The organism is Pseudomonas sp. PDM14 (assembly GCF_014851905.1).
GTDB lineage: Bacteria > Pseudomonadota > Gammaproteobacteria > Pseudomonadales > Pseudomonadaceae > Aquipseudomonas.
Window position 1 is genome coordinate 1,461,464 of record NZ_JACVAQ010000001.1, and the last position, 13,899, is coordinate 1,475,362.

Sequence of the window (13,899 nt, forward strand, 5' to 3'; positions counted from 1 at the left end):
GGGTGCCCGCGCAGCCTACGGCTGGCGGGGTGCCGGGCCGTAGCATGCGAGCCCCTGCAGGGTGGCAATCAACTTCTACGCAGATCCAGCGTCATCGGCAGTTCATTATTATGAATGGGCTCGGCGACGCTCAGTGTGCCCGGGGTGTGGCCCAGACGGAAGAAGCGCGCCAGGCGCCGGCTTTCCGCCTCGTAGGCGTTGACCGGCAGGGTTTCGTAATTGCGCCCGCCCGGGTGGGCGACATGATACTGGCAACCGCCCAGCGAGCGACTCATCCAGGTATCGACGATGTCGAACACCAGCGGCGCGTGCACGCCGATGGTCGGCTGCAGGCAGTTCGGCGGCTGCCAGGCACGGTAGCGCACGCCACCGACGAACTCGCCAACCTTGCCGGTGGGCTGCAACGGCACTGGCACGCCGTTGCAGGTCAGCACGTAGCGGTCCGGGGCCAGGCCGTCGAGGCGCACCTGCATGCGTTCCAGCGACGAGTCGACGTAGCGCACGGTGCCGCCCGGCGCGCCCTCCTCGCCCAGCACGTGCCAAGGCTCAAGGGCCTGGCGCAGTTCCAGGTCGATGCCCTTGACCTGATAGTCGCCGACCTTGGGAAAGCGGAACTCGAAGTGCGGCGCGAACCACTCGGCGCGCACGGGATAGCCAAACACATTCAGCTCATGCAGCACGTCGCTGAAGTCCTGCTCGATGAAGTGCGGCAGGAGGAAGCGGTCGTGCAGCTCGGTGCCCCAGCGCGCCAGTTTGGCCGGGCGGTAGGGTTCGTCCCAGAAGCGCGCGACCAGGCCGCGCAGCAGCACCTGCTGGGCCAGGCTCATGCGTGCATGGGGCGGCATCTCGAAGGCGCGCAGCTCGAGCAGGCCGAGACGGCCACTGGCGCTGTCCGGCGAGTACAGCTTGTCGATGCAGAACTCGGCGCGGTGGGTGTTGCCGGTGACGTCCACCAGCAAGTTGCGCAGCAGGCGGTCGACCAGCCACGGCGGGCAGTCGCGGCCCGGCTCGGGCATCTGCGCAAAGGCCACTTCCAGTTCGTAGAGCGCGTCGTTGCGCGCCTCGTCGACACGCGGCGCCTGCGAGGTCGGGCCGATGAACTGGCCGCTGAACAGGTAGGACAGCGAAGGATGGTTGTGCCAGTAGCTGATCAGGCTGCGCAGCAGGTCCGGGCGGCGCAGGAACGGCGAATCGCCCGGCGTGGCGCCGCCGAGGACGAAGTGGTTGCCGCCGCCGGTGCCGGTGTGACGCCCGTCGATCATGAATTTCTCGCTGGACAGGCGCGTCTGCCGCGCCGCCTCGTAGAGGAATTCGGTGCGTTCGACCAGATCGTCCCAGCTCGCCGCCGGGTGGATATTCACTTCGATCACGCCCGGGTCCGGGGTCACGCGGAAGTACTGCAGGCGCGGGTCGCTCGGCGGCTCGTAGCCCTCCATCACCACCGGGCAACGCAGCTCGCTGGCGGTCGCCTCGATGGCTGCGACCAGCTCCAGGTAATCCTCCAGGCGTGTCAGCGGCGGCATGAACAGGTACAGCCGACCATCGCGCGGCTCGGCGCACAGCGCGGTGCGGATCACCCCGGCGGCCGACTCGAAAGGTTCCGGGGCCTTCTGCTCGGCCACTTCCTGACGGGCATGGGGGAACAGCGGCGTGCGCAGCTGGCGCTGGATCTGCTGCCGACGCGGCAGCGGCGCGAATGTCTGGTTCGGGTCCTGCGGTTGTACGTAGGGGTAATCGAATTCGCTGACCCAGGGCTGCGAGTCCAGCGGCAGGCGATAGCCCAGTGGCGAGTCGCCAGGGATCAGCCGGCAGTATTCATCCCGCAGGAACCAGCGCCCGCTCTGCCACTGCTCGCCCTTCTCGCTACGCGCCAGCGGCAGGATATGCCCGACCACATCGCCGACGCCGCGGCTGAACACCTTGCGCAGGCGTTCGCGCTCCAGCGGGTCGGCCAGGCGCGGATCATCCGGGGTGACGTTGGCCGGCAGGCGGCGTTCGCGCCACAGGTAGTAGAGCCAGTCCTCGTAGGCAGGGAACACGTGCTCGGCGCACAGCCCGAGGTGCCCGGCCAGGGTGTTGAGGAAGCGCCCGGCCAGGCGCGCATCGGCGCCGTAGTAGCGCGATTCGTCGGCGTACAGTGCAGCGTCCTGCCAGATCGGCTCGCCATCCTTGCGCCAGAAGCAGTTCAGCGACCAGCGTGGCAGTTGCTCGCCGGGGTACCACTTGCCCTGGCCGAAATGCACCAGCGCGTTCGGCGCGTAATGCTCGCGCAGGCGGTGGAACAGTTCGCCGGCCAGGCGCCGCTTGTTCGGCCCCTGGGCATCGGTATTCCACTCGCCGTCGTCGGGGTAATCGATTGCGACGAAGGTCGGCTCGCCGCCCATGGTCAGGCGCACATCCTGGCGCTCGAGGTCGTCGTCGATGCATTGGCCGAGCGCGACGATCTCCTGCCACTGCTCCTCGCTGTAGGGCTTGGTCACGCGCGGCGCTTCCCAGATGCGCTCGATGCGCATCTCGTGGCCAAACTCCACTTCGCACTCGTCGACGCCGCCGCTGATCGGCGCTGCCGAAGAGGGCTCCGGGCTGCAGGCCAGCGGGATATGACCTTCGCCGGCGAACAGGCCCGAGGTCGGGTCGAGGCCGATCCAGCCGGCGCCGGGCAGGTATACCTCGCACCAGGCGTGCAGGTCGGTGAAATCGACCTCGGTACCGCTGGGACCGTCGAGGGATTTCACGTCGGCGGTGAGCTGGATCAGGTAGCCGGAGACGAAGCGCGCGGCCAGGCCCAGGTGGCGGAATAGCTGCACCAGCAGCCAGGCCGAGTCGCGGCACGAGCCGGAAGCCTTCTCCAGGGTTTCCTCGGGCGTCTGCACGCCCGGCTCCATGCGGATCAGGTAGCCGATATCGGCCGACAGGCGCTGGTTCAGCGCGACCAGGAAATCCACGCTGGCCAGCGGCTGGCGCGGGATGCCGGCGAGGTAGTCGGCGAACAGCGCGCCGGCAGGCAGCTTGACCAGGTACGGCGCCAGCTCGCGCTGCTCACCGGCGGTGTAGGCGAAGGGGATCTTCTCGGCATAGGGCTCGAGAAAGAAATCGAACGGGTTGAACACCGCCATCTCGGCGACCAGGTCGACGGCGACCTTCAGCTCGCGGGTCTTTTCCGGGAACACCAGACGCGCCAGGTAGTTGCCCTGCGGGTCCTGCTGCCAGTTGATGAAGTGCTCGCCCGGCTCGACGCTCAGGGCATAGGAGAGAATGCGCGTACGGCTGTGCGGCGCCGGGCGCAGGCGGACGATCTGCGGCCCGAGGTTGACCAGGCGGTCGTAGCGGTAATGGGTGACATGGTGCAGTGCGACATGAATCGACACGGCGGGCCTCCTGCGAGCCTGGACGATACCTGAGCTGCGCAAGAGTTATGCCAGCGCCTTTTTCGCGGTTTCCCGCGTCTTGCCAATTACCCACGCACCATAACAGGGCTGGCCGTCGACACCGCACCATCGGCCGCACAAAAATGGCGCCGGCCTGCCGAACGGCAATGCGCGCAATCGTTGATGCCGGTCAAGGACGCTTCTTCGCCAGTCTGGAAGATGCCGCGACACACCAACAACAAGGAGCGTGCAGCATGGCCTTCATGCCGTGGACGGAGGAATTGCAGGTCGGCATTGCCGAGATCGATGAGCAGCACCGCTGGCTGGTCGACCAGACCAACGCGCTGCACGACGCCATGCAGGGTTCAGCGCAACCCGCGCAGATCGGTGAGCTGCTGGAAGGCCTGATGGACTACACGATGAATCACTTCATCGTCGAGGAGACGCTGTTCATCCGTTCGGACTACCCGCACAGCGAGGCGCATCTGGCCCAGCACAACCTGTTCAGCAGCCAGGTGATGTCGCTGCTCAGTCGTCACGAGCAGGGCGAAGCGGTGGGCATGGAGGCGCTGGAGCTGCTCAAGGAGTGGCTGATCCACCACATCCTCAAGGTCGACAAGGCGTACGTCGGTCACTTCCGCAGCCACGGCGCCGGTTAGCCGGTACGAGCCTGCGTGGTGCGCATACCTGTCGAGACGTGCGCCGTGTGCAACGAGGAGCCTCTGCGAGCTCGGACGGTGCACGTCAGACGCGGCGATCAGCGTGGTGCGACGGGGCGCTTGCCGGATTTCTTCTTGCCGCCCTTCTCGCCCGCACGCGCCCTGGCGGCGGCCTGGTTGCGCGCCTGGGCGGCGGCCTTGGCTTCTTCGCGCTTGTCCCACGGGTTGCTGCCGTCACTGCCACGCGGCGGCAGGCCGGTGTGCTGGGTGAGGATCTTGCCGCCCCCCTGCCCGCCACCGTTGCCGGCGACCTTCTTGCTGCCGGCCGGGGTCGAGTTCTTGCGCCGCGCGCTCTGGTACTCGTCGGTCTTCGGCTGGAAGGTCGGGATCAGCTGGTGCTTGCCGTTGCCGATCAGGTCGCTGCGGCCCATGCGCTCCAGCGCCTCGCGCAGCATCGGCCAGCCCTTCGGGTCGTGGTAACGCAGGAAGGCCTTGTGCAGGCGGCGCTGCGCCTCGCTCTTGACGATATCGACGCCGTCACTCTTGTAGGTGACCTTGCGCAACGGGTTCTTGCCCGAGTGGTACATGGCCGTGGCAGTGGCCATCGGCGACGGGTAGAAAGCCTGCACCTGGTCGGCGCGGAAGTCGTTGCGCTTGAGCCACAGGGCGAGGTTCATCATGTCCTCGTCGGTGGTGCCCGGGTGCGCGGCGATGAAGTACGGGATCAGGTACTGCTCCTTGCCCGCTTCCTTCGAGTACTTCTCGAACATGCGCTTGAAGGTGTCGTAGCTGCCGATACCCGGCTTCATCATCTTGTCCAGCGGACCGCGCTCGGTGTGTTCCGGGGCGATCTTCAGGTAGCCACCGACGTGGTGGGTAACCAGTTCCTTGACGTACTCCGGCGACTCGACGGCGAGGTCGTAGCGCAGGCCCGAGGCGATCAGGATCTTCTTCACCCCCGGCAGCGCGCGGGCCTTGCGGTACAGCTCGATGAGCGAGCTGTGGTCGGTATTCAGGTTCTCGCAGATGCCCGGGAACACGCACGACGGCTTGCGGCAATGGCGCTCGATTTCCGGATCCTTGCAGGCGATGCGGTACATGTTGGCGGTCGGCCCGCCGAGGTCGGAGACCACGCCGGTGAAGCCCGGCACCTTGTCGCGCATCTCCTCGATCTCGCGAATGATCGAGTCGTGGGAGCGGTTCTGGATGATCCGCCCCTCGTGCTCGGTGATCGAGCAGAACGTACAGCCGCCAAAGCAGCCACGCATGATGTTCACCGAGAAACGGATCATGTCGTAGGCCGGGATCTTCTCCTTGCCGTACGCCGGGTGCGGCACGCGCGCATAGGGCATGCCGAACACGTAGTCCATTTCCTCGGTGGTCATTGGGATGGGTGGCGGGTTGAACCACACGTCGACTTCGCCATGCTTCTGCACCAGCGCGCGGGCGTTGCCCGGGTTGGTTTCCAGGTGCAGCACGCGGTTGGCGTGGGCGTAGAGCACCGGGTCGTTGCGCACCTTCTCGAACGACGGCAGGCGGATCACGGTCTTGTCACGGGTCAGCTTGGGGCTCGGCAGCAGCTGCACGACCTTGGCTTCGTTGGGGTCCTCGACCGGCCCTTTTTCCTGCTCGATGGCACAGGCCTGGGTGTCCTGCGTGTTGACGTAGGGGTTGATGATCTTGTCGATCTTGCCCGGTCGGTCGATACGCGTGGAGTCGATCTCGAACCAGCCCTGCGGCGTGTCGCGACGGATGAAGGCGGTGCCGCGGATGTCCGAGATGTCTTCGATCTTCTGCCCGTAGGCCAGGCGCTGGGCGATCTCGACCACGGCGCGCTCGGCGTTGCCGTAGAGCAGGATATCGGCGCAGGCGTCGATCAGGATCGAGTGGCGGACCTTGTCCTGCCAGTAGTCGTAATGCGCGATGCGGCGCAGGGAGGCCTCGATGCCGCCGAGCACGATCGGCACGTGCTTGTAGGCTTCCTTGCAGCGCTGGCTGTACACCAGGCTGGCGCGATCCGGGCGCTTGCCCGCCAGGCCGCCGGGTGTGTAGGCGTCGTCGGAACGGATCTTCTTGTCCGCGGTGTAGCGGTTGATCATCGAGTCCATGTTGCCGGCGGCGACGCCGAAGAACAGGTTGGGCTCGCCAAGCTTCATGAAATCGTCTTTCGACTGCCAGTTGGGCTGGGCGATGATGCCGACGCGGAAGCCCTGGGCCTCCAGCAGGCGGCCGATGATCGCCATGCCGAACGACGGGTGATCGACGTACGCGTCACCCGTGACGATGATGATGTCGCAGGAATCCCAGCCGAGCTGATCCATCTCTTCCCGGCTCATCGGCAGGAAGGGTGCGGGTCCGAAACATTCGGCCCAGTACTTGGGATAATCGAACAGCGGCTTGGCGGCTTGCATATTTTTTGATCAACGGGCGTTTCACGGGGCGCGAAATATAGCACAAAAAATGAACAAGTCCGACCGCTGCGCACGGTCTTTATTCGATACGACAGCCGGCTCGCCAGGCGCCAGCCAGCCGGTATACTTCGCAAAAAAACCACAAAGCTCCGGCGTCAGGAGTACTTCCCGCGTGCGCTCCATCATCCTTTTCCTTCTCGTCAGCCTGTGCACCCTCGGCACGGCCAATGCCGACTCGCTGCACCTTGGCCCCGGAGACAGCGGCCGCAGCCTCAACGACAGCATCGAACTCCTCGAAGACCGCGGCGCGCAGCTGAGCATCGGCGACCTCGACACGCCAGACGTGCAGGCACGCTTCACGCCGGCCAACGGCAAGGCCAGCGTCGGCCAGAGCCGCAGTCCCTGGTGGATCAAGGTCACCCTGCAGCGCAGCGCGGGCGCCCCGGCGCAGTGGTGGCTGGAAGTCGCCTCGGTGACCCTCAAGGACATGCGCCTGTACCTGCCCGACGGCCAGGGCGGCTGGCACGAACGCCTGTCCGCCGAGTCCACCAGCTTCGCCACGGGCCGCGACCACCCCTACCGACGCATCCTCCTGCGCCTGCCGGAACTGAGCGAACAGGCGCCGCTGACCTTCTACCTGCGCACCTACGACCCGGCCGGCAACGCCTTCCCGCTCAAGGCCTGGCAACTGGACGACATCCGTACCCTGGCCACCTGGGAAAACCTGTTCCTCGGCCTGGTCTATGGCGTGATCTTCGCCATGCTGCTGTACAACCTGTTCATATTCTTCAGCCTGCGCGACGCCGCCTACTTCTGGTACGTGCTGACCACCACCGGCGCATTGCTGATGATCCTGGCGATGACCGGCCACGGCTTCCAGTACCTGTGGCCGGACGGCCCGGTGCCGTTCTGGCTCGATCGCATCAGCATCCCGGCGCTGTGGGGCTTCAGCGCCTGCCGCTTCACCCAGACCCTGCTACAGACCCGCCGCTTCGTGCCCTGGGCGCATCACCTGCTAACCTTCGCCTGCGTGCTCTACGTGATCGCCGTGGTCAGCAACGCCTTCGGCCTGCGCGCGGTTGGCGCCTGGGTCTTCGTGGTGCTGGCACTCACCGCCATCCCCGCCTCGCTGTGGTCGTCGTTCCGCCGCTGGCGCCAGGGCTACTTCCCGGCGCTGCTCTACCTCGGCGGCTTCGGCATGATCCTCGGCAGCGTCAACCTGCTCCTGCTGCGCGCCACCGGCGTGATCCAGCCAGCACCGTGGAACTCCTACGTGTTCCCGGTGGCGGTGGCGGCCGAATCGATCATGTTCTCCTTCGCCCTCGCCTACCGCATCCAGTTGCTCAAACAGGAAGCCGCCGAGGCCCTGCAGCGCGCCGACCGCGAGAAGACCGCGCGCCTGGCCCAGGTGCAGGCCAGCGCCGATGACCTGCAGGCCGCCGTGACCCTGCGCACCGCCGAACTGGCCGAGGCCAACCAGCGCCTCAGCGAACGCGAGCGCGAACTGGAAACCGCGGCCTACCACGATGCCCTGACCGAACTGCCGAACCGTCGCTACCTGATCGAGCGGGTCGACGCGGCCCTGGCCGATGCCGAGCGCCGTGGCGAATCCGTCGCCCTGCTGCTGATCGACCTCGACCACTTCAAGCCGATCAACGACACCCACGGCCACGACGCCGGCGACCTGATGCTGCGCACCATCGCCCAGCGCCTGCGCGAGCAGGTGCGCGTCAACGACCTGGTGGCGCGCCTCGGCGGCGACGAGTTCGCCGTGCTGGTCAGCGGCCCGAACGCCGAAGGCAATGCCCGCGAGGTCGCCGAACGGCTGCTGCGCGAACTGGCGCTGCCGGTGACCTACCGCGACACCTCGCTGGTGGTAACCATCAGCATCGGCGTCGCCCTCTACCCGCAGCACGCCGGGCAGTTCGCCGCGCTGTACAAGGTGGCGGACGAGGCGCTGTACCGCGCCAAGCAGCAGGGCCGCTCGGGCTTCGTCCTGCTGGGCAGCTGAGCCCGGACATAAGCGGGGCTGATGGGCCTCCATCAGCCCGCGCCCGAACGCCGCGCGAGCGCCTACAGTGAAGATTCCTTCACGCCGGAGCGCCGCATGTCCGCCCTCGCCTCGCTGCACAGTCACGACATCCCCACCTGCCTGGGGCGCCTGCGCGTACGCGACAGCGGCGGAACCGGCATGCCGATGCTGTTCTGGTCGAGCTTGCTGATGAGCGGCGGCATGTGGCAGGCCCAGGCCGAGCATTTCGCCGGGCGCTACCGCGTACTGCTGATCGACCCGCCCGGCCACGGCGATAGCGAGGCACTGCAGCGCCACTTCGCCTTCGACGAGTGCGCCCGTTGCCTGGTCGAGGTCCTCGATCACCTGGGCCTGGCGCAGGGCCACTTCGTCGGCAATTCCTGGGGCGGGATGATTGGCGCGACCTTCGCCGCCCGCTATCCCGGGCGCCTCGGCGTGGCCGTGCTGATGAACGCCACCGCCTCGCCAGCCGGCTGGAAGCACCGCCTGGAATTCCCGCTGCTGGCGGTGCTCGCCCGCCTGCTCGGGCTGGACGGCGTGCTCAAGCGCCTGGTGGTGGGTAACTTCGTCGGACCCGACCAGCGAAGCGCAGCGGCCCCAGGTGCTGGCCAGCATCGGCGCTGCGCTGGCGCATTGCCGGCCGGACTCGGTGGCCTGGGCGGTGAGCAGCGTGGTGCCGCGCCGCCCGGATCAGCGCGCGCTGCTAGCCGGCATCCGCCGGCCGGTGCTGGTCATCGCCGGCGAGGAAGACCGGGTGTTCCCGGTCGCGGAAACCCGCGTCATGGCCGAGGCGATCCCCGGCGCCGAATTCGTGGTGATGCCATGCACCGCGCACCTGGCCGGACTGGAAAACCCGCAGGAAGTGAACGCACTGATCGACGCCTTTCTCGCCCGCCATGCCGAGGCGGCGGGCGAACTCAGGACTGATAGCGCCGCGGCACCCGCGTCGTGACCTTGGTCAGCAGCTCGTAGCCGATCGAGCCGGCGGCACGCGCCACGTCGTCCACCGGCAGCTGCGTGCCCCACAGCTCCACCGCATCCCCCAGCACCGCCTCGGGCAGGTCGGTGAGGTCGACGGCGAGCATGTCCATCGACACGCGCCCGGCCAGCGGCACGCGCTGGCCACGGATCACCACCGGCGTGCCGCTCGGCGCGGAGCGCGGGTAACCATCGGCATAGCCGCAGCTGACCATGCCAATGCGCGACGGCCGCCGGGCAACCCAGGCGGTGCCGTAGCCGACCGTCTCGCCGGCCGCCACCTCGTTCACCGCGATCAGCTGCGCGGTCAGGCTCATCACCGGTTTCAACCCCAGCTCGGCGGCGCTGAGGTCAGCAAACGGCGTGGCGCCGTAGAGCATGATCCCCGGCCGCAGCCAGTCCATGTGCGACGCCGGAACGGTCAGCAGCGCCGCCGAGTTAGCCAGGCTGCGCAGGTCGAAATCCAGGTCGAGCAGATCGAGGAACACTTCGACCTGCTGCTCGGTCAGCGGGTGACCACGCTCGTCGGCGCAGGCGAAATGGCTGAGCAGGTTGAGTTCGGACACCTGCGCTGCGCCACGCAGTTGCGCGAAGGCAGCGCGCACAACCTGCGGCGACAGGCCCAGGCGGTGCATGCCGGTATCCACCTTGAGCCACACGTTCAGCGAGCGCGGCAACTGCGCCGCCAGCAACGCCTCGACCTGCTCGGCGCTGCGCACCATCAGGTCCAGACCGAGGCGCGCGGCGATAGGCAGCTCGTCGGCACTGAAGCAGCCTTCCAGCAGCAGGATGCGCGCCTGGCCGTGCATGGCACGAACTTCGGCGGCCTCTTCCAGGCTCGCTACGGCGAAGCCATCGGCGTCATCGTGCAGCGCCGTGACCACCTCGCGCACACCATGGCCGTAAGCATTCGCCTTGACCACGGCAAAGGCCTGACGCCCCGGCGCGCAGCGCTTGGCCACGGCGTAGTTGTGACGAACGGCGGCCAGATCGACAGTGGCGACGAGAGGGCGCATGCAGCAGGCTCCAGACAAACGAAACGGGCGCCCATCTTAACCGCTGGGCGCCCGTTTTCATTGATCTGTGCCAGCCGAACCCGGGGATGCGGCGTTGCCTGGCAATCCGTCGAGAGCATCGCGCAGGCAAGAAGCCTGGAGTGCGGCCCCCGCAGTGAACGCCTGCTCATGAGGAGGCGAGCACCACGCGACACAGCTTGCGCGAAGCGCAGCAGGATTACCGGGTAACGACTTATTCGTCGTCGAACTGATAGCTGCCCGGTGCCAGGTTCTCGAAGCGCGAGTACTTGCCGAGGAACGCCAGGCGCGCGGTGCCCAAGGGGCCGTTACGCTGCTTGCCGATGATGATTTCGGCTACGCCCTTGTACTCGGTCTCCGGGTGATAGACCTCGTCGCGGTAGACGAACATGATGATGTCGGCGTCCTGCTCGATAGCCCCGGATTCGCGCAAGTCGGAGTTGATCGGGCGCTTGTTCGGGCGCTGCTCCAGGCCGCGGTTGAGCTGCGACAGGGCGATCACCGGGCAGTTGAATTCCTTGGCCAGGGCCTTGAGCGAGCGCGAGATCTCGGAAATCTCGTTGACCCGGTTGTCGCCGCTGGAGCCGGGGATCTGCATCAGCTGCAGGTAGTCGACCATGATCAGGCCGATCTCACCGTGCTCGCGGGCCAGGCGCCGGGTGCGTGCACGCATCTCCGACGGGCTGATGCCGGCGGTGTCGTCGATGAACAGCTTGCGGTCGTTGAGCAGGTTGACCGCCGAGGTCAGGCGCGGCCAGTCGTCGTCGTCCAGGCGGCCGGCACGGACCTTGGTCTGGTCGATGCGCCCCAGGGAGGCGAGCATACGAATAACGATGGATTCCGAGGGCATCTCCAGCGAGTAGACGAGGATCGCCTTGTCGCTGCGCATCAGGGCGTTCTCCACCAGGTTCATGGCGAAGGTGGTCTTACCCATCGACGGACGCCCGGCGACGATGACCATGTCGGCCGGCTGCAGGCCACTGGTCAGGTCGTCCAGGTCACTGAAACCGGTGGACAGCCCGGTGATCGCGTCGCCGGCGTTGAACAGCGAGTCGATGCGGTCGATGGCCTTGACCAGGATGTCGTTGATGCCCACCGGGCCGCCGGTCTTCGGCCGCGCCTCGGCGATCTGGAAGATCAGCCGCTCAGCCTCGTCGAGGATTTCCTCGCCGGTACGCCCCAGCGGCGCGTAGGCACTGTCGGCGATTTCGGCGCTGATGCCGATCAGCTGCCGCAGGGTCGCGCGCTCGCGGATGATCTGCGCATAGGCCTTGATGTTGGCCACCGAGGGCGTGTTCTTCGCCAGCTCACCCAGGTAGGCCAGGCCGCCGACCTGCGACAGCTGGCCTTCCTTGTCCAGCTGCTCGGACAGGGTAACCACGTCGAACGGCGCGTTGCGCTCGGCCAGCTTGTAGATGGCGCGGAAGATCAGGCGATGGTCATGCCGATAGAAGTCGCCATCGGAGACCTGGTCGAGGACCCGCTCCCAAGCGTTGTTGTCCAGCATCAAACCGCCCAGCACGGCCTGTTCGGCCTCGATGGAATGCGGCGGCACCTTGAGTGCGGCGGTTTCCAGGTCGTACTGCTGAGGGAGGCTGATGTCGTTCATGGCACCTGTGGTTCCAACACGCAGAGGCTTTTACAAAAACCGGTTTTGCAAAAGGCTCTTCAGAAAAACAAAGGGCACGACACCGCGAATGCGATGCCGTGCCCGATTGTCTGCAGGCCGGCGCGTCAGCGCAAGACCGCAAGTCGGCTGACCAAGGACGAGTCCTTAGGCGGCGACGACTACAACACGTACGGTTGCTTCAACGTCAGTGTGCAGGTGCACGGCCACGTCGAACTCGCCAACCTGGCGAATGGTACCGTTCGGCAGACGAACTTCAGCCTTGGCCACTTCGACGCCAGCGGCGGTCAGGGCATCAGCGATGTCGTGAGTACCGATGGAACCGAACAGCTTGCCTTCGTCACCGGCAGTGGCAGTGATGGTCACTTCCAGCTCAGCCAGTTGGGCAGCGCGAGCTTCAGCGGAAGCTTTCTTCTCGGCAGCGGCCTTTTCCAGTTCGGCACGGCGAACTTCGAACGCAGCAACGTTTTCAGCGGTAGCAGCAGTAGCCTTGCCTTGCGGCAGCAGGTAGTTGCGGCCGTAACCGGATTTGACGTTGACCTTATCGCCCAGGTTGCCCAGGTTGGCGATTTTTTCCAGCAGGATAACTTCCATTTGGGTCTTACCTCTTAACTTTTAACCTTCACCGTTCGTGGGGCCGGCGTCGTTTTTTGGCGCTCGGCGGCCACGAAAATCAATCAGACTGTCGACGATGGCCAAGGCCACCAGTAACGGATAAACCAGCTGCAAAAACAGCAGCAGCGATACGTACAGCCCCACCAGCCAAAACTTGGCCAGACGCCCCGACGCGGACAGCCCATGCAAAAGCGCCAGCCCGGCAAATGCCAGTGGCACGCTGCACAGCGGCGTCAACATGGCCAGCTCCACACCGAAATTCGGCCCGAGGAGCATCGCCGTGAGCAAGCCGAAGGCCAGCATCGGCGGCAGTCGCAGGGCGCGAAACTCGCTCCCGAAACCACCTGGGTTGTACAACACCGCCTGCCAGTACCGCCCAAGCATCAGGCAGAGCAGGCTGACGATCTGCAGCAGCGCAGCCATCAAACCAGTGAGTACCGGTGCAATCAGTGACTCCAGACGCGCTCGCTCTTCTACCGACAACTGCTGGTAGGCCCCATCGAGCATCTGCGGCATCAGTTTCTGCAACTGCGTCGCCAACTCTGCGATGGGTTCGCGGAACACCGCTCCAAGAACCACACTGAACACCAGGCCGACGGCAATGCTGCCAAGCAGCACGCGAACCCAGGACTGACCGGCGCGCAACATCAACGCCAGCCCCAGTGAGCCCAGCAACACCAGCAAGGTGCGCGGTTCACCGAAATACCACCAGACCAACGCCGGCAGCATCGCCCAGGCAAGGATACCTACGGCATCCTTCGGACCCCGCCGCAGCAGCACCAGGCAGCTAGCGGCAGCACTCAACCAGAACAATAGCGGCAAAGCCGCCGAACCAACCACCACCAGGGTGGCCTGCATGCGACCGCGCATGATGAACTCAGCAATGGCGCGCATGCGATCTATCCCTTACTACTTGTCGACCTTCCGGTCTCAGCGGCCGTGGCTGTCGGTGTAGGGCAGCAGGGCCAGGTAGCGGGCGCGCTTGATAGCGGTCGCCAGCTGACGCTGGTACTTGGCCTTGGTACCGGTAATACGGCTAGGAACGATCTTGCCGGTTTCGGAGATGTACGCTTTCAGGGTGTTGAGATCCTTGAAGTCGATCTCTTTCACGCCTTCGGCGGTGAAACGGCAGAACTTACGACGACGGAAAAAACGTGCCATGACAGTGGCTCCTC

At 66.0% G+C, this 13,899-nt stretch carries 10 protein-coding genes and 1 pseudogene; 4 read left to right on the top strand and 7 right to left on the bottom strand.

Annotated features, from left to right (window positions below; translation table 11 throughout):
• Positions 1-68: 68 nt before the first annotated feature.
• A complete protein-coding gene (locus tag IB229_RS06980) occupies positions 69-3,368 on the bottom strand; it encodes a DUF2126 domain-containing protein (RefSeq protein ID WP_192326294.1) in 3,300 nt (1,099 codons plus the stop codon).
• A 254-nt stretch (positions 3,369-3,622) separates the two neighbouring features.
• Between IB229_RS06980 and IB229_RS06985 the strand changes: the two genes are divergently transcribed.
• Positions 3,623-4,027 carry a bacteriohemerythrin gene (locus tag IB229_RS06985; RefSeq protein WP_192326296.1) on the top strand — a complete coding sequence of 135 codons (405 nt, stop codon included), beginning with the start codon at positions 3,623-3,625 and terminating at the stop codon, positions 4,025-4,027.
• Between the two features lie 98 nt (positions 4,028-4,125).
• On the opposite strand, the gene IB229_RS06990 is transcribed toward IB229_RS06985, so the two are convergent.
• Complete coding sequence (locus tag IB229_RS06990; RefSeq protein ID WP_192326298.1) at positions 4,126-6,438, bottom strand: YgiQ family radical SAM protein; 2,313 nt, start codon at positions 6,436-6,438, stop codon at positions 4,126-4,128.
• A gap of 172 nt (positions 6,439-6,610) precedes the next feature.
• On the opposite strand from IB229_RS06990, the gene IB229_RS06995 reads away from it, so the two are divergent.
• The 3 genes and pseudogenes from IB229_RS06995 (at position 6,611) to IB229_RS22205 (ending at position 9,422) form a co-directional block, all read left to right on the top strand.
• Complete coding sequence (locus tag IB229_RS06995; RefSeq protein ID WP_192326300.1) at positions 6,611-8,449, top strand: diguanylate cyclase domain-containing protein; 1,839 nt, start codon at positions 6,611-6,613, stop codon at positions 8,447-8,449.
• Positions 8,450-8,671: 222 nt separating this feature from the next.
• Positions 8,672-9,016, top strand: a pseudogene (locus IB229_RS22200) (alpha/beta fold hydrolase); the annotation flags it as partial.
• Positions 9,017-9,143: 127 nt separating this feature from the next.
• Positions 9,144-9,422, top strand: a complete 279-nt coding sequence (locus tag IB229_RS22205; RefSeq protein ID WP_412547789.1) for an alpha/beta fold hydrolase — start codon at positions 9,144-9,146, stop codon at positions 9,420-9,422.
• Here IB229_RS22205 and alr read toward each other — a convergent pair.
• From alr to rpsR, 5 genes are all read right to left on the bottom strand, one after another.
• Positions 9,388-10,464, bottom strand: a complete 1,077-nt coding sequence (gene alr / locus IB229_RS07005; RefSeq protein WP_192326302.1) for an alanine racemase — start codon at positions 10,462-10,464, stop codon at positions 9,388-9,390. The two genes, IB229_RS22205 and alr, sit on opposite strands and share 35 nt — an antisense overlap.
• A 232-nt stretch (positions 10,465-10,696) precedes the next feature.
• Positions 10,697-12,091 carry a replicative DNA helicase gene (gene dnaB / locus IB229_RS07010; RefSeq protein ID WP_192326306.1) on the bottom strand — a complete coding sequence of 465 codons (1,395 nt, stop codon included), beginning with the start codon at positions 12,089-12,091 and terminating at the stop codon, positions 10,697-10,699.
• A gap of 165 nt (positions 12,092-12,256) precedes the next feature.
• Positions 12,257-12,703, bottom strand: a complete 447-nt coding sequence (rplI, locus tag IB229_RS07015; RefSeq protein ID WP_192326308.1) for a 50S ribosomal protein L9 — start codon at positions 12,701-12,703, stop codon at positions 12,257-12,259.
• A 21-nt stretch (positions 12,704-12,724) separates the two neighbouring features.
• On the bottom strand, positions 12,725-13,618 hold the full coding sequence (locus IB229_RS07020; protein ID WP_192326310.1) for a hypothetical protein: 894 nt from the start codon (positions 13,616-13,618) through the stop codon (positions 12,725-12,727).
• 36 nt (positions 13,619-13,654) lie between these two features.
• Positions 13,655-13,885, bottom strand: a complete 231-nt coding sequence (rpsR, locus tag IB229_RS07025; RefSeq protein WP_003452992.1) for a 30S ribosomal protein S18 — start codon at positions 13,883-13,885, stop codon at positions 13,655-13,657.
• Positions 13,886-13,899 lie beyond the last annotated feature (14 nt).